Genomic DNA, 23,317 nt, shown 5'->3' on the forward strand with positions numbered 1-23,317 from the left:
CTAAACCCCGGCCTGGCGGGCGCAGGCGGCCAGGTCCAGGGGTTCGACTTCCGGCCCCAGGGTGGTCAGGGACAGGTATTCCGGCCGGAAGAGGCGCCCGGCGACGGCCCGGACGTCATCTTCAGTAACCTCGTTCAATCGCTCGATAACTTCTTCCGCCGTAATAACCCGGCCATAGGTGAGTTCCGTCTTGCCCAGCCGGCTCATGCGGTGGTTGACGTTCTCCTGGCCGAGAAGGAGGTTGCCGCGGATCTGGTCTTTGGTGCGTTTTAATTCTTTCTCCGTTACCCCTTTATCTTTCAGAAAAGCTATTTCTTCTAAGATCAGGGTTACCACCCGGCGGTAATTATCGGGGCTGGTGCCGGCGTAAATGGTCAAAAGGCCGCTGTCGCTGAAACCGGCATGGTAAGAGTAGACGGAATAGGCCAGGGCCTGTTCTTCACGGATGAGCTGGAAGAGGCGAGAACTCAGGCCGCCGCCCAGGATGTTGTTCAGGGCCTGGAGGGCATAAATATCGCCATGGTCCTGGGGCAGTCCCGGCACCCCCAGGCAGATCTGCACCTGCTCCGTGTCTTTAACGTTAACGCTGACCCCGGGGTGGTTCCGGGGCGGGCGGTATTCCCCCTGCCTGCCGGGGCAGGTTTTAAGGCCGAAGGCCTCGTGAAGCCTGGCGACCAGTCCGGCGGTGCTAAATTTCCCGGCAGCCGCCAGGACGATACTGGCGCTGTTGTAATGTTCCTGGTAGTAGCGGTAAATGACGTCCCGGTTTAAATTGGCTACCGTTTCATAAGTACCAAGGATGGCCCGGCCCAGGGGATGCCCGGGCCAGATGGCCTGGGCAAAGAGGTCGTGTACCAGCTCGTCCGGGGAATCTTCGTACATCTTGATTTCTTCCAGGATGACCTTCTTCTCTTTTTCGATGTCTTCGACGGCCAGGAGGGAATTAAAAAACATGTCGCTTAAAACGTCAATGGCCAGGTCCAGGTGTTCGGCCAGCACCCGGGTGTAAAAACAGGTGTATTCCTTGGTGGTAAAGGCGTTGATTATTCCCCCCACTGCCTCCAGTTCCTCGGCTATCTGCCGGGCCGTTCGCCTGGTTGTGCCTTTAAACAACAGGTGCTCCAGGAAATGGGAAACGCCCTGGTTGGTTGTGTCTTCATCGCGGGAACCGGTACGCACCCACACCCCCAGGGCTATGGAATTGGCAAAGGGAACTTCTTCACTCACCACCCGGATGCCGTTCTCCAGGATATGTTTTTGGTACATTCCCTTCCCCCTAACTTTTTCTTTTTATTTCTTAAACCGTGACCACCAGGGCCGGGCAGCTACATCCCGGGTGGCAACAAGGGTAGAACCGGCGACTTCCCGGCCCCGGAACAGGATCTTTACCTGGCCCAGCTCCTGGCCTTTCCTGACGGGAGCTTTAACGGCAGCCGGCAGTAACACGCGTTTTTCCAGATAGGCCGCCTGGTCCGCGGGTACCGTGAAACCGGCCGTCACCAGCGGCGCTACAGGGACGGATGTTTCTTTCCCGTTTTTTACATAAACCCGGCCGGCAGGTTCCCCGGCCGGGGCGGTTTCGTTATAAAAATCGTTAAAGCCGTAGTCCAGCAGGGCGCGGGCGTCGGCATAGCGATCCCAGCTGCCCAGGACGACGGCAATGAGCCGGCGTCCCGCCCTGGTGGCCGAAGCGACCAGGCACTGGCCGGCGGCGTCGGTGGTGCCGGTCTTGACGCCATCGGCTCCGGGATAGGAGCCCAGCAGGCGGTTGGTATTGTAGAGGTAACGCACACCGTCCGGCCCCGGGATCTGGTCCTCCTGCGTGGCTACCAGGCGGCGAAAGATGGGGTTGTCCAGGGCGTACCGGGCCATGAGGGCCAGGTCATAGGCAGTGGTGTAATGGTCTGGATCGGTAAGCCCGTGGGGATTGTTAAAGTGAGTGTGAAAAGCCCCTATCTGCCGGGCTTTACGGTTCATGAGCCAGGCAAAACCCGCTTCCGTGCCGGCCAGGCATTCGGCAATGGCAACGGTGGCGTCATTGCCGGAATTAAGGAGGGCGCCTTTGACCAGGTCGCCCAGGGTTAATATTTCTCCTGTAGTTAAATAAATACTGGCCCCGGGTGTAGTGGCGGCATAGCTGCTCACCTTAACGGGAGTATCCGGCCGGCCCAGTTCCAGGGCCAGGATGGCGGTCATGATCTTCGTGGTGCTGGCCGGCGGCCGCTCTTCCCTGGCGCCGTATTCGTAAAGGACCTGGCCGGTACCGGCCTCCATCAGAATAGCCGCCGTTGCCGTAATGGAGGGTTCAGCGGCAGCCCCTGCCGTCCCGGGCCAGAAGAGACAGTTTATGATTAGCAGCAGCGCGTATACAAGCCTTGACAACAGGCCTTCACTCCCCTGGAAAATTATCATTAAACAGGGGTTATTATCTCCAGGGAAGGCCGGCCTTATAAAACAGGTGTCCTGCTGTTAAAGGATCTCGGAAACGGTTACCAGGGCATAGCCCCGCTTTTTCAATTCTTTTAATAGCTCCGGCAGGGCTTTGCCGGCCGGTCCGGTCGGGTGCATGAGGATGATGGCCCCGTTCTGGCATCTGGGAATTACCGTGGCCAGGATGTCCTCCGGTCTGGTATTGGGCAGGTAGTCGCCGGTATTGATGGTCCACATGATAAATTTGTAGCCCAGGTCGCCGGCCGCAGCCACTACCTGGGGTTGGCTCTCCCCGTAAGGGGGAGAATAAAGGAGGGGTTTCCTGCCGGTAATGGCCACCAGGGTATCTTCCCCGGCCTGGATGTCGCGGCGGTTTTCCTCCCGGGTTAAATTATCGGGGTGGGGGTGGCTCTGGCCGTGGTTGCCTATTTCATGGCCGCCGGCCAGCATCTGCCGCACCAGTTCGGGGTGCCTTGCGGCCCACTGGCCGGTGGGAAAAAAGGTGGCCCGTGCCCCTTCCTGCTCCAGGGCCTGCAAAATGGCCGGCAGGTACTCTTCCCCCCAGTCAACGGTAAAGGTCAGGGCTACGGCTTTGCGCCCCGGGTCGCCCTGGTAGATGGGCTGGGTTTTCATGACCGGCACCGCCCTCGCCGCCAGCCAGTGCCGGGCAGTAAAGCCGAGGACCAGCAGCAACACCGCCGCAACCAGCAGGGCCAGGCGCCGCAGCTGCTGCCGCCGGTAGTAGAACACATACATTGACCGCACCACCTTTATCGTGTCCTGATCAATGTATATGCCCCCGGCGCTGCAATCAGACGCGGCTGCTAGCGCGGCCGCCGGTTGTTCAGGCCGCGGTTGCCGTCCCGGCCCTGGCGGCGCAGGTGGCGCCCGCCTCCCTCATGGACGGGCTGGGGCAGGGCTTCTTTACGGGAAAGCTTCAACCGCCCCTGGGAATCAAAGCCGATGGCCTTGACGAGGATATAGTCGCCCTCCTGGACCACGTCTTCTACCTTTTCTACCCGCTCGTTGGCCAGCTGGGAGATATGCACCAGGCCCTCTTTGCCGGGCATACCCAGGACCCCGGGGATGACTTCCACAAAGGCGCCGAAATCGGTTATCCTGGTCACCTTGCCGTTATATACTTTGCCCGTCTCTATATCCTGGGTCAGGGCCTGGATAATCTCCGCCGCCCGCTCGCCCCTGGCGGCATCGGTGGAAGCGATAAAGACGCGGCCGTCGTCCTCGACGTCGATCTCTACGCCGGTTTCTTCAATGATCTTTTTGATAATCTTGCCGCCCGGGCCGATGATGTCGCGGATTTTATCGGGGTCAATGGTTAAGGTCAGCATCCGGGGAGCATAGGGAGAAAGCTCGGCCCGCGGGGCGGGGATGGCGGCCAGGATTTTGTCCAGGATGAAAAGCCGTCCCCGGCGCGCCTGTTCCAGGGCGCGTTCTAAAATGGCCCGGTCGATGCCCGCAATCTTTATATCCATCTGCAGGGCCGTAATGCCGTTTCTGGTGCCGGCAACTTTAAAGTCCATATCCCCCAGGGCGTCTTCAATCCCCTGGATGTCCGTCAGCACGGCCACCCGGTCCCCTTCCTTGACCAGGCCCATGGCCACCCCGGCTACCGGTGCCTTGATGGGCACGCCGGCGTCCATGAGGGCCAGGGTACTGCCGCAGACGCTGCCCATGGAAGTGGAGCCGTTGGAGCCCAGGACTTCGGAAACCAGGCGGATGGCGTAGGGGAATTCTTCTTCCGGGGGAATCATGGGTTCCAGGGCCCTTTCCGCCAGGGCGCCGTGGCCAATCTCCCGCCTGCCGGGGGCGCGGATGGGCCGTGCCTCGCCGACGCTGTAGGGCGGGAAGTTATAATGGTGCATGTAGCGCTTGGATTCGTCTACTCCCAGGTCGTCGAGGATCTGTTCGTCGCTGATGGGGCCCAGGGTGGTTACCGTCAGCACCTGGGTCTCGCCCCGGGTAAAAAGACCTGACCCGTGGGTACGGCTCAAAACCCCTACTTCACAGGTAATAGGCCGGATTTCATCGAGGGCGCGGCCGTCGATCCTCACGCCCTGGGTAAGGATCATTTGCCGCATTATTTCTTTTTCTATCCTGGTAATTAAATCATTGACCAGCCGAGGGACCTCCGGCTGCTCCGCCAGCAACTCTTCCCTGCCGGTCAATACCAGTTCCTTGATCTCTTCCCGGCAGGCCTCCAGCCGTTTTTCCCTTTCCTGCTTGACAAGCCTTTCATCGCGGCTGCTGTAGATGGCTTCCTGCAGGCGCGGTGTGGCAATCTCCCGCACCTGGCTTTCCAGTTCGGGATCCAGGCGGGGCTCAACTACTTCCTGCTTTTCCCAGGCCAGGCCCATTTCTAAAGCTCCGGCGCGGAAATCATTGATAAAAGCGACAATCCGTTTAATCTCTTCATGGGCCTGCATGATGCATTCCAGCATCAGTTCCTCGGGGACCTCTTTGGCCCCTGCTTCGACCATCATAATAGCCGTTTCCGTACCGGCTACTACCAGGTTTAGAGCGCTTTTTTCGTCTTCGGCCAGGGTTGGGTTGATAACCGGTTTGCCGTCGATTAATCCCACGGCTACCGCCCCTATGGGCCCGGCAAAGGGGATGGACGAGATGGTCAGGGCGGCCGAAGCGCCGATAATGCCGGCCACATTGGGCGGGCAATCCTGGTCTACCGATAAAACGGTGGCGACGACGTGGACGTCGTTGCGGTAATACTTGGGAAATAACGGCCGGATGGGCCGGTCGATCAGCCGGGCCGAAAGGATGGCCTTCTCGCTGGGGCGGCCTTCCCGTTTAATAAAACCGCCCGGTATTTTACCGGCAGCGTAAAGCCTTTCTTCGTAGTCAACCGTCAGGGGGAAAAAATCGATTCCTTCCCGCGGTTCGGCGGCGGCTGTGGCCGTGACCAGCACCATGGTGCCGCCGTAAGTTACCAGGACGGCACCCCCGGCCTGGCGCGCCAGGCGGCCGGTTTCCAGGGTTAAATCCCGGCCGGCAATGGTGAGGGTTTTGCGCAATACCCCTTGCATTAGTTTTAAGTAGCCTCCTTAATCATACCATTAATAAACTTTAACTCATTCGACATTTGTTATAGTATTTCCTTCCAATGTCGCCCTAAATACTGCTAAAAAGTCATTAAAAAAGGAGCGGCCTTACCGCTCCTCCAAACTTTATCGCCTTAATCCCAGGGCTTCGATTATTTGCCGGTAGCGCCCGATGTCATTATCACGCAGGTAGTTAAGTAAACCGCGGCGCTGGCCGACCATTTTCAGCAAACCCCGGCGCGAATGATGGTCCTTATGGTGCACCTTCAGGTGTTCCGTCAGGTGGTTGATGCGTTCCGTCAGGATGGCAATCTGGACTTCCGGTGAGCCGGTATCATTTTCATGCTGCCGGTAGCGGGCGATTATTTCCTGCTTTTTGGCTTGATCCAGGGCCATCAGCGTCACCTCCTTCTCCTTAAAATCCCCAGCGGGCCAAGAAAGGCGTCGGAGCTTCGCCAATCCTCGCCTCGGGTTCATTAATTATATTATAGGCCTTGCCGGCGCCGAACGCAACTGCAGCTTTCACGGCTATTTACCGATAATGGTGATCACCAGCCTCCCGGCCGGCACGTCTTTTACCACCAGGTCGAAGGCGCGCCCGGAAGCAGCCACAAAACCGCGGAAACGGGTGGCCGTGGGGATATATCCCGGGATGCTCCTGGCTGCCGCCCGGATGTCCTGTTCCCTTATCTGTTCCTGGCGCAATTCCTGCAGGCGTTTCCTGGCATGGGCCGTGATCACTACCTTCATCATTCCCAGCCCCATTCCGGCCGCGGGTAAATTTCTGGACTCGCCGCAGTATATTTTACGCCGTGGCCCGATGGGTGGTTACCCCTGCCTTACGCCTGCCGTTCGTTTAAAAAGGCGCGCGCCCTGGTACAGTCTTCCTGCATCTGGGCTGCTAACTCCCGGGGACCGGCAAAGCGGCGCTCCGGGCGCAAATAGGCGCGTAACTCGAGTTCTAATTGTTGGCCGTAGAGGCCGCCTTCAAAGTCGAGGAGGTGGGCTTCAATAGTTGCCGGCAGGTCCGTCCCAAAGGTGGGCCGGCGGCCGATGTTTACTACCGCCCGGTATACCCGGTCCCGGAAGCGGGCCAGGCAGGCGTAAACTCCCCGTGCCGGCAGCTTGATTTCCGGCGGCACGGCCAGGTTGGCGGTAGGAAAACCGAGTTCACGCCCGCGGCGGTCGCCGGCGACAACAGTGCCGGCCAGGACCGGCCAGTAACCCAGGAGTTTCCTGGCGAGGAGGATATCGCCCCGGTCGAGGGCGTCGCGGATGGTAGTGCTGCTGACCGTCATCCCTTCGTACGTAACCGGGGCCATTACTTCTACCTCAAAGCCGAGTTCTTCCCCCAGCCGTTTAAGCAAAGCGGGCGTGCCCGCGCCCCGGTGGCCGAAGGTGAAGTTAAAGCCCACGGCCACCAGGCGCGGGTGAAACCGGGGCCAGAGGATATCATACACAAAGGTTTCCGGTGCAAGCCGGGCCAGTTCCCTGTTAAAGGGCAGGATAAATAAAAAGTCCACTCCCAGGGCGGCTATTAATTTTTCTTTCCTATCTGTAGTGGTTAAAAGGCCGGGAGGGTTGTCACCAGTTATACAGGCGGGATGGGGCGAAAAGGTGATAACTACAGCCGGTTTCCCTGCTATTCTGGCTTTCCGGACGATGCTGCCGATTAGTTGCTGGTGGCCCCGGTGGACGCCGTCGAAGTTCCCGAGGGCCAGGTAACAGCCTGCGACTATTTCCTCTCCCGGCATTCCCTGCCGTACCTGCATTGCTCTACTCCTTCACTGCAATACCTTTTCGGGTTTAAAACAGTATCCTTCACCTTTCGGCACCACCCTGGCCACGGCCAGGAGAACCCCCGCGGGGGTTTCCAGGCGAACCAGATGCCCCGGCCGCAGGGCCGGCACCAGGGTGCAGCCGTCCGGGTCGACGGCGGCGCCGCTGGCCGCTGCTTTGACGGCCTTTCCCGTGACGACGGCCGCCGGTAAATGGGCTATACCCGCTGCCGGCGGCAGGAGGAATTCCCGGCCGCCCTTTGCCACCTGCCCTGCTATTTCTTCCAGGGTCCAGGCCTCCTCCAGTTTAAAACTGCCGGCGCGGGTGCGCAGGAGAAAGGCCAGGGTGGCCCCGCAGCCCAGGTAATCACCCCAGTCGGCACCCAGGGTGCGGATGTAGGTGCCTTTAGAACAGGTAATATCCGCCAGTACGCGAAAGAACGGCCCGTCCGGCCATCCTTGCAGCACCTGGAATTTTTCGATATTGACCAGGCGGGCCGGCCGCTCCACTTCCAGGCCTTCCCTGGCCAGCTCGTAGAGGCGCCGTCCCTCAAAATGAACTGCCGAAACCATGGGCGGTACCTGGCTGATGCTGCCGGTAAAGGGGCGGGCTGCTTCCTGGAGCTCCGCCAGGGTAAATCCCCGGCACCCCGGCCGGGCCAGGACCCGGCCGCCGAGGTCCTGGGTATCGGTCTTCAGCCCCAGGATAAACTCCGCCCGGTAGGCCTTGCCGCCGGCCTGGATGTATTCCAGCAAACGGGTCGCCCTGCCGGCGGCCACCGGCAGCACCCCGGCGGCCATGGGATCCAGGGTGCCGCCGTGACCGATACGCCGTTCTTTCAAAAGGCGGCGTAATTCCTGGACGACATCATGGGAGGTAAGGCCGGGGGGCTTTAGAATATTAATGAAACCTGCCGTCATTTAATTCTTCACCTGCCGCCGCAACGACCATGGCTACGACGGCGTCGAGGTCACCCTTAACGGTACAGCCGGCAGCGCGGCGGTGGCCGCCGCCGCCAAAGCGCGCCGCTATGGCGTTAACGTCGACGCTTTTTTTGGAGCGCAGGCTGACCTTTACCTGGCCGCCGGGCAGTTCCCGGAAAAGCAGGCCCACCTCGACGCCGGCGATGCTGCGCGGGTAATTTACCAGGCCCTCGGCATCTTCCGGCCGGGCCCCGGTGGCTTCCAGGGCCGTCCCGGAAACCGTCATCCAGGCAATCCTGCCGTCATAGGCCAGGGTCAGGGTGGGTAAAGCCGCCGCCAGCAGGCGGATGCCGGCCAGGGGCTTCCTCTCCCACAGGTATTCCCTGATCCGGGGCAGGTCGGCTCCCAGTTCCATCAGCCTTGCCGCCAGGCGCATGGTCGCTGCCGTACAGTTTTCGTACTGGAAAGAGCCGGTGTCGGTGGCCAGGGCGGTATAAAGACAGGTGGCGATGTCCGGTGTAATGGTGACGGGCATTTTTTCCAGGATGGCAAACACCAGCTCGGCCGTAGCTGCCGCCCTCCCGTCTACCAGGTTCAGGTCGCCGAAACGGGTATTGCTGACATGGTGGTCGATGTTAATGACCGTCCCGGTTTTTTGCCGCCACCGGCTGAAGCCTTCCCCGGCCCTTTCCATGTCGGTGCTGTCAACCATTACCAGAAGCCCGGGTACCTCTGTCACCCTCGCGGGAGGGATAATGGTTTCCTGGCCGGGGAGGAAGTGAAACATCTCCGGCACTGGGTCGGCGTTAACGGCCACTACCTTTGCTCCCCGCTGCCGCAGGGCCAGGGCCAGGGCCAGGGTGGACCCCAGGCAGTCCCCGTCCGGGATAATGTGCGAGACAACGGCTGCTTCCCGGGCCGCAGCCAGGGTGGCGGCTATACTTTCAATTGCCGTCATCATCCTGCTCCTCTGCCTTGACGCGCGCCAGCAGCCTGTTGATGTGATCGCCGTGGGCGATGGAGGCATCAAATTTAAAGGTTATTTCCGGTGTATAGCGCAATGGCAGGCGCCGGGCGATTTCCCGTCGCACAAAGCCCGTCGCCCTGGCCAGGCCTCCCATAACTTCCCTTTTTTGGGCTTCATCACCGTAAACGCTGACGTAGACCCGGGCATAGCGGAGGTCACTGGATAGCTCTACTCCTGTAACTGAAACCAGGCCGGCTTCCAGGCGGGGATCTTTTAATTCATCCCTTAAAATCCGGGCTATTTCTTTTTTCATCTGCTCGGCAACCCGTTCAACCCGTAACGCCAAGGCCATCGCCTCCCTACAGTTCCCTTTTAACCTCTTCTATAATATAGGCTTCGATAATGTCGCCGACCTTAATATCGTTATATTTTTCCAGGCCTATACCGCATTCGTAACCCTGGGCTACCTCGCGGACGTCGTCTTTAAAGCGCTTCAGGGATTCGATGCGGCCTTCAAAGGCTACCACTCCATCCCGGATTACCCGCGCCAGGGCCCGGTTCTGGATTTTGCCTTCGGTGACAAGGCAGCCGGCTACGGTGCCCACCTTCGGCACTTTAAAGGTTGCCCGCACTTCAGCCCGGCCCAGGACAACCTCCCGTTTCTCCGGTTCAAGGAGGCCGCTCATGGCCGCCTTGACCTCGTCGATAGCCTCGTAGATCACCCGGTAGAGACGGATTTCTATCCCCGCTTCTTCCGCCGCCTTACGGGCGTTGGCGTCCGGGCGGACGTTAAACCCAATAATGATGGCCCTCGAAGCGGCGGCCAGCATGACGTCGCTTTCGGTGATGGCGCCGACGCCGCCGTGAATAATGCTGACTTTTACTTCGGCGGTAGATAGCTGCTCCAGGGCGGCCCGCAGGGCTTCCACCGAACCCTGGACGTCGCCTTTGATGACCAGGTTGAGTTCTTTGACCTCGCCTGCTTCCATCTGTTTGAACAGGTCATCCAGGGAAGTCTTATTGGCGGCCTTGAATTCTTCCTGGCGCTTTTCTTCGTGGCGCAGGGAGGCCACCTGGCGGGCCAGCTTTTCGTCCTCCACGACCTGGAAAATGTCACCGGCCTGGGGCAGTTCGGCAAGACCCAGAACTTCCACCGGCATAGACGGCTCGGCGCTCTTTACCCGCTCGCCTTTGTCGTCGAAGAGGGCCCTGACACGGCCGTACACCGACCCGGCTACCAGGTTGTCGCCCACCTTCAGGGTCCCCTTCTGGACCAGCATGGTAGCCACCGGGCCGCGGCCTTTATCCAGCTTGGCTTCAATGACTATCCCCCGGGCCGGGCGATCGGGGTTGGCCTTGAGCTCCATCATATCGGCCGTGAGCAGGGTCATTTCCAGCAGTTCATTGAGGCCTTCTTTTTTAAGGGCCGAGACGGGCACCATAATGGTTTCGCCGCCCCACTCCTCCGGCACCAGGCCGTACTCCGTCAGCTGTTGCTTGACCCGCTCCGGATTGGCGTCGGGCCGGTCCATTTTATTGATGGCTACAATAATGGGCACGCCGGCAGCTTTGGCATGGTTTATGGCCTCCACCGTCTGGGGCATGACGCCGTCGTCGGCGGCTACCACCAGGATGGCTATATCCGTAGCCTGGGCGCCCCGGGCACGCATGGCGGTAAAGGCCTCGTGGCCGGGAGTATCCAGAAAGGTAATTTTCCTGTTTCTAACCTTGACCTGGTAAGCACCGATATGCTGGGTGATACCGCCGGCCTCGGTAGCCGTAACGTTGGTGCGCCGTATGGCATCTAACAAAGAGGTCTTACCGTGGTCGACATGGCCCATAACGGTTACTACCGGCGGCCGTTCCTGCAGGCTTTCCGGGTCATCGGGCAGGTCTTCCAGCAAGGTAATGGGTTTCTCCTCTTTAACTTCAACGACGGCTCCCATTTCCTGGGCGACAATGGCGGCCGTATCGATATCCAGTTCCTGGTTGATGGTGGCCATTATCCCCTGGCCGAGTAAAAACTTAATAACCTCGGCCGCCGTTTTACCGAGCCTTTTGGCGAGTTCCTGGACGGTAATACTGCCCGTTAAAGTGACCCGGCGCACGACCCTGGGAGCTTCCTGCTGGACGCCTCTGGCTTTATTCTTTTCTTTACCCCGCCGCATCAGGCGTTCTTCAAGCTGCTCTTCCAGGGCTACCATCTTGCGGCTGCGGCCCGGTTCGGCCTGCCTGGGAGCCGGCTTGCCCGCCGGGCGTTCCCGCCGCTTTTCCGGCGCTTCCTTGGTAACTGCCTCCGGCGGCTTCGGAATGCGCAACTGTTTGTTGCGGGGCGGCCTGGCCGGTCCTTTCCCTGCCGGGCGCGGGGCGGCATCCCTGGCGGGCACCGGTACCTGCTGGTCCACCCTGGCCGGGCGCTCTTCCCGTTGCGGGGCCCGGCGATTATCCTGTTCCTGGCCTTTATTTTCCCGGCGGCGGGCCTGCTTCTGGTCCTGACGTTTAGCCTGCCCGGGGTGTCTTTTCCCCGACGGCTGGCCTTCTTTTTCTACCTTGCCGGGACGTTCTTTGCTTTCAAACTCCCGGAGCCGTTCCGGCTTAGCTGCCGCAGGTCCCGGTTCTTTCGTGGGTGCCTGCTGCTCTTTTTCCGGGCGTGGCTTTGTCTCTACCTCTGCTGCCGGTGGGGAAGGTGATTTTGCAATAACCTGCTGGCTCTGGCCGGCACCTGGCTTACTGGCATCCTGGTCCGGCCGGGTGCGGGTGGCTGCTTTCTCAATTACCTCGTCCGGGGCGGCAGCGGCTGTCTTCTCCACGCCCTGCTCCCCCGGGGCCGTCTTTTCAGCAACCGGCTGTGCCGGCCCGGCAACCGCCACCTTTTCCGCCTTATTGTCAGCCGGCTGCGGCTGGCCAGCAGCTTCTCCGGGCGACGCCGCTGCTGCCTGTTGCTGCTTGAGCCTGGCCGCCTTTGCTGCCCGCCACATCTGCCGGTAATGGTTACGTATTTTTATAACTTCCCCGTTCTCCAGGACACTCATGTGGGAACGGGTATAAATCCCTAGCTGGGCCATGGTGTCCATTAGATCCTTATTAGAAACCCGCAATTCTTTGGCTAATTCGTAAACGCGTGTTTTGGCCATTAAACCACCCCCATATTCTCATGCACCAACCTCCCGTACATGTTGCCGGATTAACCTTGCCAGTTCTGCATCAGTAACGCCGACGACGGCACATGGAGGTTTACCTAGCGCTGCTCCCATGGTAAATTTGTCGCCGTAAACAATAACTTCAATGCCGGACTCCCGGCAACTCGCCATAAGTTTATCTCGCATTCGGAAACTGCTGTCAGTTGCCAGTAACAAGAGAAAAATCTTTTGCCCCTTGATTGCCCGTATAACTGCCTGGTATCCCCAGGTTATCCTGCCCGCCCGGTAGGCCAGGCCGAGGAGGTTATAAACTTTATTCATGGTCTTCGTCCTGGCTAAGACTGGCTTCGAGGTCCGCCACGACCTCCGGGGTCAGGCTTACGCCCAGGGCCCGCTCCAGGGCCCTGCTTTTAAGGGCTTTGCGCAGGCATTCCACCCTGGGGCAAATATAGGCTCCTCTCCCGGCCCGTTTGCCGGTAGGGTCGAGGACCACCTCTTGCGCCGGTGTACGGACAACTCGTATCAGGTTTCTTTTGTCATTACGAGCCCGGCAACCGACACACATGCGCACGGGTATTTTCCTGGGCTTGGGCAAGCTTACTCCTCCTCTATTATCCCGTCTGCAAATTCAAGGTCGTCATCCCAGGTATCCCAGTCACCGGCTTCGGATTCACTTTTGATGTCGATTTTCCAGCCGGTTATCCTGGCCGCCAGGCGGGCGTTCTGGCCTTCCTTGCCGATGGCCAGGGACAGCTGGTTGTCGGGAACGATTACCTGGCTGACCTTGTTTTCTTCATCCACGGTAACGTCCAGCACCCGGGCCGGGCTCAAGGAGTTGGCTACAAAAACGGCCGGGTCGTCGCTCCATTTAATAATATCGACTTTTTCGCCCCGGAGTTCCTGGACTACGGCCTGGACCCGGGAGCCTTTTGGCCCTACGCAGGCGCCGACGGGATCTACTTTTTCATCCCGGGAATGGACGGCAATTTTGGAACGGGCCCCTGCCTCCCGGGCCACGCCCTTAATCTCCACAATACCGTCATGAATTTCTGGTACTTCCATTTCAAAAAGCCTTTTAATCAGGCCGGGATGGGTCCGGGATACCAGGATCTGCGGCCCTTTGTTGGTTTTGCGCACTTCCAGGATGTAGGCCTTGAAACGTTCTCCCTGGCGGTAAACCTCGCCGGGGCTCTGCTCACCAGGTAAGAGGATGGCTTCCGCCCGGCCCAGGTCCAGGATTATATTTTTTCCTTCCTGGCGCTGGACAACGCCGGAAACAATATCGTTTTCGCGGCCAATATACTCGTCGTAAATCAGGTTCCGCTCTGCTTCGCGGATACGCTGGACGACTACCTGCTTGGCCGTCTGGGCGGCGATGCGCCCGAAATCCCGCGGCGTTACCTCCCTTTCTACGACATCGCCGATCTCATAATTGCTGTTGATGGCCCGGGCTTCCGCCAGGGAAATCTCCGTCCGCGGGTCGCTTACTTCTTCGACCACCTGGCGCTGGGCCAGGACTTTAATCTCGCCTGTGTCCCGCCCGATTTCTACCCGGACATTGTGGGCCGAACCAAAGTTTTTCTTGTAAGCAGAAATTAGAGCTGCCTCAATGGCTTCCAGCAGGATGTCGACCTTGATGCCTTTCTCTTTCTCCAGGTCGTGCAATGCTTGGATAAACTCAATATTCATCCTTAGGCCTCCTCATCCTCTGCCAGGTCAAAAATAAGCCTGGCCGTCGCTACCTGGTCCGGGGGTACGGCCAGCAGGCGACCATCTTCAAGCTGCACCTGCACCTGCCCATCCCGTAAACCAAGGAGCCGCCCCTGAAAATGGCGTTGACCGTCAATTGGGGCAAAGGTTCGCATTTTTATTTTCCGCCCGGCAAAACGCTGGAAATCGGCTTCTTTTTTTAAGGGGCGCTCCAGGCCCGGCGACGAGACTTCCAGGTAGTAGCTGTGGGGAATGGGATCTTCCTGGTCCAGGATGTCGCCGACGGCCCGGCTGGCCTTTTCACAGTCATCCAGGCCGATACCTCCCGGGCGGTCGATAAACAGCCGCAGGATATAGCGGCCTCCTTCCCGGCCGTACTGCAGGTCGACCAGTTCGTAGCCCATGTCGTCCAACACCGGCTCTACCAGGCCCTGGATTAATTCTGTCAGCTTGCTCAAAAGGGTAACCTCCCGGGTTTTCAACATAAAAGAGTGGGCAGGTACCCACTCTTTTCCAGCTAAAACAGCAAGTAATGTTGCCTGAAAAACAACCTGGAAATAGTATAGCACAGCTTATTCCCGCCTGCAAGGGAAAAATCAAGCCGGAGCAAATTATCTACTAAGTGATCGGGAAAAGTTGTGTTTTACCGCCATTTATGGTAACATTATATGTAACAGGAGGTGATATAATTTGGATAGTACAAAGATATTACACATCAGGTTCCCGGTAGAGGTAGTGGAACAATTATCTTCTTTTCTTAAAAATTATAGCGCCAACCGGAACCGTTTTATCGTCGAGGCAGTTGTTGAGAAAATGCGTCGCGAAATGCAAGTTCAAGCATTTAAAAATACGCGCGGTATTCTGGCGGCCGAGGATGCCCCGGAATGGGTAAATAACCCAGGTGCTGATTGGGTGAAAAAATTGCGCAGTAAAGAAAGGACGGTTCATTCTTGGTCTACCTGATTGATACATGCCTGTTAATCGATCACCTAACCGGCCGGCTGCTGCCCCAGGTATCCACATGGCTGGAACAAGCCATAATCTCAGGAGCAACAGCCACCAGCGTGGTAGTTTACCACGAACTTTTAACCGGGGCGCGTACCGCCAAAGCTCAGGCAGCTATTAAAAACCTCCTGGAAAACTGGGAGGTTATTCCTGTTAACCGTAAAATTGCTGGGCAAGCAGCAGCATTAAGGCGCGAATGGGCCGCCAAGGGAAAAGCCATAGGTATGGCCGACAGCCTTATCGCTGCCACAGCCGCTGTTCACGGGTTAAAAGTAGTGACAGCTAACTTGAAGGATTTTCCGGCTGTAGCTGCTTTAAGTCCGGAAGAAGCAGCTGGAATAAAATAAATACCCGCTTATTTTCCTAACTTCACAATTAAGCCCCTCAACGCCACCGCCGATCTGAAGAGGCTGTTGGAAAAGAGCTGTTAGGGATTAATAATAGAGAGTGTTATAAAAAACCGCCAAAAAGCACTAGCTGGTCGGAGGCAGGTAAATCAGCTAAAGCGCCGTGTTTCTCCAGGGCTTCGATGACCGTTTTGCTCACCCGGCTGCGGGCCTGGAGGTCCTCCAGGGAAGTAAAGGGCCGTTCCCGGCGGGCGCGGACGATGGCTTCGGCCGCCGCCTGTCCCACCCCGGGCAGGGCTGCCAGGGGCGGTAACAGCCTGTCTTTCTGCACCTGGAAGCGGCCGGCGTCCGATCGCTGCAGGTCGATGCGCTCCATGGCAATGCCCCGGCAGTACATTTCCCGGGCTACTTCCAGGATGGTAAGGATATTCTTCTCCCGGGCCGTGGCTTCGTTGCCTTTTTTCTCCAAAGAGGCGATTTCCTCCTGGATACGGGGCAGGCCGGCGGCTACAATGTCAGCATCGAATTCATCGGCGCGGACGCTGAAAAAGGAAGCGTAGAAGGCCTCCGGGTAATAGACTTTAAAGTAGGCGATGCGGAAGGCCATGGTTACGTAGGCCACGGCGTGGGCCTTGGGAAAGAGGTAGCTGATTTTTTTACAGGACTGGATGAACCATCCGGGCACCCCGGCCGCCCGCATGGCCTCTTCGTACTCCCTTTTCACGCCCTTGCCCTTCCGCACATCCTCCATGGTCCTGAAGGCGATGTCGGCCACCACGCCGTACTGGATGAGGTAGTTCATGATATCGTCGCGGGTGGATATGGCCTCGCTGAGTTTGGCCGTGCCGCTTTTAATCAAATCCCGGGCGTTATTTAACCACACATCAGTACCATGGGAGAAACCGCTAATGCGCACCAGCTCGGCAAAGGTCCGCGGCCTGGTTTCCTCCAGCATCTGGCGGACGAAACGGGTGCCGAATTCGGGAATACCCAGGGTGCCGACCTGGGTGCCTATGTCCTCGGGCCGCACCCCCAGGGCCTCAACACCGGAAAAAAGGGACATGGTGCGGGGCTCGTCCAGGGGGATATCCCGGACGTCAACGCCGGTCAGGTCCTCCAGCATCTTGATAACCGTGGGATCATCGTGGCCCAGGAGGTCCAGCTTCACCAGACGGTGGCTGATGGCTTCATAGTCAAAATGGGTGGTGATGGTATTGCTGCCGGTGTCGTCGGCCGGCCGCTGCAGGGGCGTAAAGAGGTGGATATCCACCCGCCGGGGAACGACCATCAGTCCCCCCGGGTGCTGGCCAGTGGTCCGCTTGACGCCGGTGATCCCCCTTACCAGGCGGTTTATTTCCGCCTGGCGGGCCTTGAGGCCCCGCTCCTCCAGGTACTTATGGACAAAGCCGAAGGCCGTCCGTTCGGCCAGGGTGGCGATGGTCCCGGCCCGGAATACGTGGTCTTTGCCGAAGATTTCTTCGGCGTACTGGTGGGCCCGGGGCTGGTATTCCCCGGAAAAGTTGAGGTCGATGTCCGGCACCTTGTCCCCTTTAAAACCCAGGAAGACTTCGAAGGGGATGTCGTGGCCGTCTTTGAACAACCCGGTCCCGCAGCGGGGACAGTCTTTCGCGGGCAGGTCGGCGCCGCATTTGAAGCTGCCGTCGGTGATAAACTCGCTGTAGCGGCAGGCCGGGCAGCGGTAATGGGGCGGCAGGGGGTTTACTTCCGTAATCCCGGCCAGGGTGGCCACCAGGGAAGACCCCACCGATCCCCGCGAGCCGACCAGGTAACCGTCTTCGTTGGATTTCAATACCAGCTTGTGGGCTATGAGGTACAGCACGGCAAAGCCGTGGCCGATAATGGATTTCATTTCCTTATCCAGGCGGGCCCGGACAAGTTCCGGCAAGGGGTCGCCGTACCAGTCATGGGCCCGGGTGGTAACGATGCGGGTTAACTCCTCTTCGGCGCCGGGTATCTCCGGGGGATAGAACTCGTCGGGAATGGGCTTTAACTCTTCCACCTGGCCGGCAATGAGCCGGGGATTGGTAATTACTACCTGGCGGGCTGTGGCATCATCCAGATAGCTGAATTCCGCCAGCATTTCCTCCGTCGTCCGGTAGTAGAGGGGGGCCTGGACTTCTTCGGCATAGCCCTGGCCGGCCTGGAGGATCTGGCGGTAGACGGCATCCTCCGGGTTTAAAAAATGGACGTCGCCGGTAGCAACGACCGGTTTGTTAAGCTTTTGACCCAGGGCGATGATTTGCCGGTTCATGTTCATCAGGGCCCGGGTATCGGCAAGTTTGCCTTCCCGGATTAAAAAGTCATTGTTGGCCAGGGGCTGGATCTCCAGGAAATCATAAAAGGAGGCAATTTCCTCCAGGCGTTCGGCCCCTGCCCCGGCCAGGTAATGCCTGATTAATTCCCCGGCCTCACAGGCGGTGCCTAAAAGAAGCCCCTCGCGGTACTGCTGGATCAAATGGCGCGGCAGCCTGGGTTTGCGGTAAAAATATTCCAGATGGGCGTGGGATACCAGGCGGTATAGATTTTCCAATCCCTGCCTGTTTTTCACCAGCAGGATGATGTGATAGGTCTGCTGGCGGTCCGGGGGCTGGCCGTCTTCATCAAAGAGGTAGCCTTCCAGGCCGTAGATGATTTTTACCCCGTATTTGCTGCCGGCCTCGGCGGCGGCCGGGAAGGCCTGGAGGACGCCATGGTCGGTGATGGCGATGGCACCGTGGCCCCACCGGGCCGCCTGTTTCACTGCCGCCGCCACTTCGATGACGCCATCCATGGCGCTCATCTTGGTGTGGAGGTGGAGCTCCACCCTTTTTTCCGGCGCCGCATCCCGGCGCCCGGGGCGTTCCCCCCGGGCGACAGCATCGGCGATTATCGCCAGTTCCTGGCTGTAACGGTCGAACTGGACCGGGCCCTGCACCTGTACCCATTCCCCCGGTTCCAGGCCCTCATCTACCAGGGGGCCGGCATCGGCAAAGGCTTTGACGCTAATGGAGTCCGTGTAGTCGGTGAGATCAAAGCTTACCAGCCAGCGGCCGGACTTTAACTGCCGTGCGGCAAAGGCCAGGACTTCCCCCTGGACGGCGACCTGCTTTTCCTCTTCCTGGATTTCCTTGAGGGGCCGGAAGGGAGCCGTAATCTTCTTCCCCAGGAGGAAGCCGTTGTCCGTATTTTGCCGGCCGTTTTCTTTTTTCTCCCGGCCGTCCTTTTTAGCCGGGCCGTCTTTCTTTGCCCCGCCGGCTGCTTCTTCCCTGACCCGGACTAAACGCTCCTCCTGAAGCTGCCGGGAAACGGCAGCCAGTTCTTCCCGGTAGTCGGGATCGGCCACCAGTTCCACCTGCATCCCATAGCCGTATTGCTGCAAAACTTCCTGCAGGACTGATTCTCCCCGGCAGGACCTTAAAGTATCAACAGCCAGGGGTACGGGGAGGATTAACCGCAGGACCCCGCCCTCAGGTTCCAGCCGCGCCCCGGCCAGCCAGGCCGCGGCGCCGTTACCCAGGCGCCGGGCCACCTCCTCCAGGATGGTAACCTTGTTTTCCCGGCAAAAGGTTACCAGGTCAGCAGGGGGTGAAGGTTCCAGGACTTTAAATATAAATTCTAAGCCGGGGAACTGCCGCGCCAGGAACTGCCGGCAGGCTTCGATGTCCCCGGGTTCCAGGGGGCAGGGGGGTGAGAGGGAAAGGTAGCACCTGCCGCTCTTGCGCTCAACTGTAACTTTACGGACGGCCCCCTGCCGGAGTAATTCCTGCCACAGGCTTTCCCTGCCATCCATGGCCATCAACCTTTACCCCAATCATTAGCGGTACTTTTCCATTTCCCGGGCCAGCATCGCTTTTACCCGGGGCACCAGGCCTTCCCGGGGCAGGGCTAATTCCTGCCCTTCATGGCGCCATTTCACGTCCACAGTGCCCTGAACCAGGGTTTTCTTGCCTATGGTTAAGCGCAGGGGATAACCTATCAGATCGGCTTCGACAAACTTCATGCCGGCCCGTTCGTCGCGGTCGTCGAATACGACCTCTACCCCGGCCGCCAGGAGCTCTGCATATATGCCTTCGGCCGCTTCCCGCTGGGCATCGTCCTTTAAAGAAGCTGGTATAATAACTACTTCAAAGGGGGCCACACTTAAGGGCCAGATAATGCCGTGCTCGTCATGATGCTGCTCGACGACGGCGGCCATGGTACGGCTAACGCCGATGCCGTAACAGCCCATGACAATGGGATGTTCCCGGCCCTGTTCATCGGTATAGGTGGCGCCCAGGGCCCGGCTGTACTTGGTCCCCAGCTGGAAAACCTGGCCCACCTCTATGCCGCGGGCCTGGCTCAGGGGAGCGCCGCACCGGGGACAGGGCTCCCCGGCCTCCACCTGGCGGAGGTCGGCATAGGCGTCCGCTTTAAAGTCGCGGCCTGGGTTGACGCCTGCCAGGTGATAGCCTTCCCGGTTGGCGCCTGCTACGGCGTTGACCAGGTAGGGGATCTCCGCGTCGGCGTAAACCGGCACACCCTGTAAGCCTACCGGCCCGACATAACCTACCGGCGCGCCGGTTGCGGCCGTTACCTTTTCCGGTTCGGCCAGGGTGAGATGCCGGCAGCCCAGGTAATTCTGGAGCTTTACTTCATTTAGTTCCCGGTCGCCCCGGATCAGGACGGCCACCAGTTGGCCATCGGCTTCATAAAAGACGGTTTTAATCAGCCTGTCGGGGGTAATACCCAGGAAGGCGCTAACCTCGGCTACCGTCTTCTGCCCCGGGGTGGCTACTTCTTGCAGGAGCTGCGGCGTTTCCGCCACCGGTTTGGGCAGGGCCCTGGCGGCGGCAATTTCGACATTGGCGGCATAGTCGCATTCCTGGCAGTACACCAGCAGCGCCTCGCCGGTAGAGGCCAGGGCCATGAATTCATGGCTGTAGTTACCGCCGATGGCGCCGGTATCGGCCTGGACCGGCCGGAAATCCAGGCCGCAGCGGCGGAAGACGTTGCTGTAGGCCTGGTACATTTTGGCGTAACTCCGATCCAGGCCCTCCTGGTCCCGGTCAAAGGAATAGAGGTCTTTCATAATAAATTCCCGCCCCCGCAGGAGCCCGAAGCGGGGCCGCCGCTCGTCGCGGTATTTATTTTGAATCTGGTACAGGAGCAGGGGCAGTTGTTTATAGGAGTTAACCTCGCTCCGTACCAGGGCGGTGATGATCTCCTCGTGGGTGGGACCCAGGCAAAACTGGCGCTGGTGCCGGTCCCGGAGGCGGAACATCTCTTCCCCGTAAACCTCCCAGCGGCCGCTCTCCTGCCAGAGTTCGGCCGGCTGGATAATGGGCAGGACAACCTCCTGGCCGCCGGCCCGGTCCATTTCCTCGCGGATGATCCGCTCCAGTTTGGCCAGCACCCGCCGTCCCAGGGGTAAATAGGTATAAATGCCGGCTGCAGCCTTGCGGATGAAGCCGGCCCGCAGCAACAGCTGGTGGCTGGCGATTTCGGCCTCGGCCGGTATTTCCCTTAAAGTCGGTGCCAGTAATTCACTCGCGCGCATTCTCTTCCTCCTCTTCGTCTGCTGCCAGGCGCCTTACTTCTTCAATAAGAGCCCGGGCCATATCTTCTTCCCTGACCTTACGGACGGGACGGCCGTTGCGAAAAAGCAGGCCAAAGCCGGGCCCGCCGGCAATGCCGACATCGGCCTGGCGGGCCTCGCCGGGACCGTTGACGGCACAGCCCATGACGGCAACTTTCAGGGGCCGGGCTACATCCTGGAGTTCCTGCTGTACCTGGGCCGCCACCCCTTCCACATCGACCTGGCAACGGCCGCAGGTGGGGCAGGAAATCAGCTCGACGCCGCGCCGGCGCAGTCCCAGGCTGCGTAAAATGGCAAAGCCGGCCACGACTTCCTGCACCGGGTCGCCGGTCAAAGAGACCCGGATGGTGTCGCCGATGCCTTCGTTAAGTAAAATGCCGATCCCCACGGCCGACTTGACGGCCCCCTCCAGGCCCCGGCCTGCTTCGGTCACCCCCAGGTGCAGGGGATAATCGACCTCCGCGGCCAGCCGGCGGTAGGCTTCCAGCATTAAGGGAACCTCCGCGGCTTTCAGGGATATTTTTATATCATAGAAATCCAGATCTTCCAGCAGGTGAATATGTTTCATGGCACTGGTTACCATGGCGGCGGCTGTAACCCCGCCGTGGGCGGCCATGGCTTCCTTTTCCAGGGAGCCGGCATTGACGCCGATGCGGATGGGTACCCGCCGGGCGGCCGCTTCCTTGACTACAGCCTTCACCCGTCCGGGACCGCCTATATTCCCGGGATTCAGGCGGAGGCCGTCCACCCCGGCTTCCAGGGCGGCCAGGGCCAGGCGGTAGTCAAAATGGATGTCGGCGATGATGGGGATAGCCACCTGTCCTTTTATCCTGGCCAGGGCCGCCGCGGCTTCCTGATCCGGGACGGCCAGGCGGACTATTTCGCAGCCGGCCCGGGCCAGCCTCCGGATCTGGGCGACGGTGGCGGCGATGTCCCTGGTATCGGTATTGGTCATTGATTGGACGGAAATGGGCGCTCCTCCACCTATGGCTACGCTGCCAACCCAAATCTGCCGCGCCGGCCGGCGTTTAATTTCCATTTATGTCACCTCAGCTGAAAATACGGAGCAAATCATTATAGGTTATTAAGATGAGCAGGCCCATAAGGAGGGCAAAGCCGATGAGGTGGATTAAATTTTCTTTTTCGGCGCTTATAGGCCGGCCCCGCAGGCCTTCCAGGGTTAAAAATACCAGCCGGCTGCCGTCCAGGGCGGGGATGGGCAGCAGGTTAATGAGCCCCAGGTCCAGGCTCAAGACTGCCATGAAGTTCAGAACGTTGGCCAGCCCGTAGGTGGCCGCCTGGCCCACCAGCTGGATAATGCCCACCGGCCCGACAACCTCGGGCGCCACCTTGCCGGTTATCATCTGCAGCAGGCTTAAGATAATGAGGCGGGTTATTTCATAGGCCTGCCTGAGACCGAGGCTAATGGAGGTCCACAAACCCTGCCGCTCCCAGGTAGGGCCGATGCCGATCAAGCCTACCCCTGATTGGGGATCCCTGATGGTAGTCAGGCCGACCTGCTGCTGCCTGCCGTCCCGTTCGATTACCATGGTAATTTCTTTTTCCGGGTACCGGTAGATAAGTTGGACCAGATCTCGCCAGTTATTGACCGGGGTATTGTTTACCATTAAAATTTTATCTCCCGGACGCAAACCCGCCTGGGCGGCGGGCATTCCCGGTTCTACGCGGCCGATGATGTTTTTATCGGCAGGAATGCCCAGGACCATGAAGACGAAAACAAAAATAAGGATGGCCAGGAGGAAATTCATTCCCGAACCGGCGGCAATGACTCCCATGCGTTTAAATAGCGGCTGCCTGTTGAAACCCCGCGGGTCGTCCAGGTCCGGCCCTTCCATCCCGGCTATGCGGTTGAAGCCGCCCAGGGGAAAGGCACGCAGGGAGTATACCGTTTCCCCCCTCTTCACCTGCCAGAGGGCCGGGCCCATGCCGACGGCAAATTCTTCTACCTTGATGCCTGCTTTTTTGGCCGCCAGGAAGTGCCCGCCTTCGTGGACCACGATTAAAATACTGAAGATGACCAGGGCCAGGATAATGGTCACCGGGCGTCAGCTCCTTCGAGAGTATGGTGCTGCCAGAAATAGTTCTTAATCCCATTCCTTAACCCGGGCTGGAGGGCACAGGCTCCGGTGGTTCTCGGCTAGCAAACTAAACGCTCAGCCTTGCCCGGCGGCGGGGGAGGCATGGCTTTGTTGCTTTGATAAACCATAACGGGGCGTGGTAATTCTGATTTCTAAAGCCACGTTACGATCCCCATCCCGTTCACCGCCGCCTCCCTGCGGCTTCGCTGAGTTTGCTGACGCCTCGAACCAAGTCGCCTTCCGCCTGTACCCTCCAACCCTTGTCTGC

Annotated in this window: 21 protein-coding genes; 2 read left to right on the plus strand and 19 right to left on the minus strand. The window is 59.3% G+C overall.

Annotated features, from left to right (window positions below; all coding sequences use genetic code 11):
- The 15 genes from NWF31_RS12585 to rimP all read right to left on the minus strand — a co-directional run bounded on the left by NWF31_RS12585 (position 1) and on the right by rimP (position 14,481).
- Entirely contained in the window at positions 1–1,266 is a 1,266-nt protein-coding gene (locus NWF31_RS12585) for a M16 family metallopeptidase (RefSeq protein WP_258360860.1), read from the minus strand.
- A 24-nt stretch (positions 1,267–1,290) separates the two neighbouring features.
- Positions 1,291–2,382 (minus strand): D-alanyl-D-alanine carboxypeptidase family protein, encoded by a 1,092-nt coding sequence (locus NWF31_RS12590; protein WP_258360861.1) that lies wholly within the window; start codon positions 2,380–2,382, stop codon positions 1,291–1,293.
- An 87-nt stretch (positions 2,383–2,469) separates the two neighbouring features.
- A complete protein-coding gene (locus NWF31_RS12595; RefSeq protein WP_258360862.1) occupies positions 2,470–3,186 on the minus strand; it encodes a polysaccharide deacetylase family protein in 717 nt (238 codons plus the stop codon).
- Positions 3,187–3,254: 68 nt separating this feature from the next.
- Positions 3,255–5,489 carry a polyribonucleotide nucleotidyltransferase gene (pnp, locus tag NWF31_RS12600; RefSeq protein WP_258360863.1) on the minus strand — a complete coding sequence of 745 codons (2,235 nt, stop codon included), beginning with the start codon at positions 5,487–5,489 and terminating at the stop codon, positions 3,255–3,257.
- Between the two features lie 141 nt (positions 5,490–5,630).
- Positions 5,631–5,900 carry a 30S ribosomal protein S15 gene (gene rpsO / locus NWF31_RS12605; protein ID WP_258360864.1) on the minus strand — a complete coding sequence of 90 codons (270 nt, stop codon included), beginning with the start codon at positions 5,898–5,900 and terminating at the stop codon, positions 5,631–5,633.
- 132 nt (positions 5,901–6,032) lie between these two features.
- The gene (locus tag NWF31_RS12610) at positions 6,033–6,254 is read right to left on the minus strand and encodes a hypothetical protein (protein ID WP_258360865.1); all 222 of its coding nucleotides are present in this window, start codon (positions 6,252–6,254) and stop codon (positions 6,033–6,035) included.
- An 89-nt stretch (positions 6,255–6,343) separates the two neighbouring features.
- Positions 6,344–7,276 carry a bifunctional riboflavin kinase/FAD synthetase gene (locus NWF31_RS12615; RefSeq protein ID WP_258360866.1) on the minus strand — a complete coding sequence of 311 codons (933 nt, stop codon included), beginning with the start codon at positions 7,274–7,276 and terminating at the stop codon, positions 6,344–6,346.
- A 12-nt stretch (positions 7,277–7,288) separates the two neighbouring features.
- On the minus strand, positions 7,289–8,203 hold the full coding sequence (gene truB / locus NWF31_RS12620) for a tRNA pseudouridine(55) synthase TruB (protein WP_258360867.1): 915 nt from the start codon (positions 8,201–8,203) through the stop codon (positions 7,289–7,291).
- Complete coding sequence (locus NWF31_RS12625; protein WP_258360868.1) at positions 8,184–9,164, minus strand: DHH family phosphoesterase; 981 nt, start codon at positions 9,162–9,164, stop codon at positions 8,184–8,186. The genes truB and NWF31_RS12625 overlap by 20 nt, the downstream gene beginning before the upstream one ends.
- A complete protein-coding gene (rbfA, locus tag NWF31_RS12630) occupies positions 9,151–9,525 on the minus strand; it encodes a 30S ribosome-binding factor RbfA (protein WP_277999020.1) in 375 nt (124 codons plus the stop codon). Before rbfA ends, NWF31_RS12625 begins: the two co-directional genes overlap by 14 nt.
- A 7-nt stretch (positions 9,526–9,532) precedes the next feature.
- Complete coding sequence (infB, locus tag NWF31_RS12635) at positions 9,533–12,307, minus strand: translation initiation factor IF-2 (protein ID WP_277999021.1); 2,775 nt, start codon at positions 12,305–12,307, stop codon at positions 9,533–9,535.
- Between the two features lie 18 nt (positions 12,308–12,325).
- On the minus strand, positions 12,326–12,634 hold the full coding sequence (locus NWF31_RS12645) for a L7Ae/L30e/S12e/Gadd45 family ribosomal protein (protein WP_258360870.1): 309 nt from the start codon (positions 12,632–12,634) through the stop codon (positions 12,326–12,328).
- Entirely contained in the window at positions 12,627–12,908 is a 282-nt protein-coding gene (gene rnpM / locus NWF31_RS12650; RefSeq protein ID WP_258360871.1) for an RNase P modulator RnpM, read from the minus strand. Before rnpM ends, NWF31_RS12645 begins: the two co-directional genes overlap by 8 nt.
- Before the next feature lie 2 nt (positions 12,909–12,910).
- Positions 12,911–14,002 carry a transcription termination factor NusA gene (gene nusA / locus NWF31_RS12655; RefSeq protein WP_258360872.1) on the minus strand — a complete coding sequence of 364 codons (1,092 nt, stop codon included), beginning with the start codon at positions 14,000–14,002 and terminating at the stop codon, positions 12,911–12,913.
- A gap of 2 nt (positions 14,003–14,004) precedes the next feature.
- Positions 14,005–14,481, minus strand: coding sequence for a ribosome maturation factor RimP (gene rimP, locus NWF31_RS12660; RefSeq protein ID WP_258360873.1), 477 nt, complete (start codon positions 14,479–14,481; stop codon positions 14,005–14,007).
- 232 nt (positions 14,482–14,713) lie between these two features.
- On the opposite strand from rimP, the gene NWF31_RS12665 reads away from it, so the two are divergent.
- Complete coding sequence (locus tag NWF31_RS12665; RefSeq protein WP_258360874.1) at positions 14,714–14,986, plus strand: YlcI/YnfO family protein; 273 nt, start codon at positions 14,714–14,716, stop codon at positions 14,984–14,986.
- Entirely contained in the window at positions 14,974–15,375 is a 402-nt protein-coding gene (locus NWF31_RS12670) for a type II toxin-antitoxin system VapC family toxin (RefSeq protein ID WP_258360875.1), read from the plus strand. Before NWF31_RS12665 ends, NWF31_RS12670 begins: the two co-directional genes overlap by 13 nt.
- Positions 15,376–15,478: 103 nt before the next feature.
- On the opposite strand, the gene NWF31_RS12675 is transcribed toward NWF31_RS12670, so the two are convergent.
- Genes NWF31_RS12675 through rseP form a run of 4 tightly spaced genes read right to left on the minus strand, consistent with a single transcriptional unit; the run spans position 15,479 to position 23,010 of the window.
- Entirely contained in the window at positions 15,479–19,171 is a 3,693-nt protein-coding gene (locus tag NWF31_RS12675) for a PolC-type DNA polymerase III (protein WP_277999022.1), read from the minus strand.
- An 18-nt stretch (positions 19,172–19,189) separates the two neighbouring features.
- The gene (locus NWF31_RS12680) at positions 19,190–20,911 is read right to left on the minus strand and encodes a proline--tRNA ligase (RefSeq protein ID WP_258360876.1); all 1,722 of its coding nucleotides are present in this window, start codon (positions 20,909–20,911) and stop codon (positions 19,190–19,192) included.
- A complete protein-coding gene (ispG, locus tag NWF31_RS12685; RefSeq protein WP_422880284.1) occupies positions 20,898–21,983 on the minus strand; it encodes a flavodoxin-dependent (E)-4-hydroxy-3-methylbut-2-enyl-diphosphate synthase in 1,086 nt (361 codons plus the stop codon). Before ispG ends, NWF31_RS12680 begins: the two co-directional genes overlap by 14 nt.
- 16 nt (positions 21,984–21,999) lie before the next feature.
- Positions 22,000–23,010: an RIP metalloprotease RseP gene (rseP, locus tag NWF31_RS12690; RefSeq protein ID WP_258360878.1), complete on the minus strand. Its 1,011-nt coding sequence runs from the start codon at positions 23,008–23,010 to the stop codon at positions 22,000–22,002.
- Between the last annotated feature and the right edge of the window lie 307 nt (positions 23,011–23,317).

This window comes from Neomoorella sulfitireducens (assembly GCF_024733845.1).
In the GTDB taxonomy this organism is placed as follows: domain Bacteria; phylum Bacillota; class DSM-521; order Neomoorellales; family Neomoorellaceae; genus Neomoorella; species Neomoorella sulfitireducens.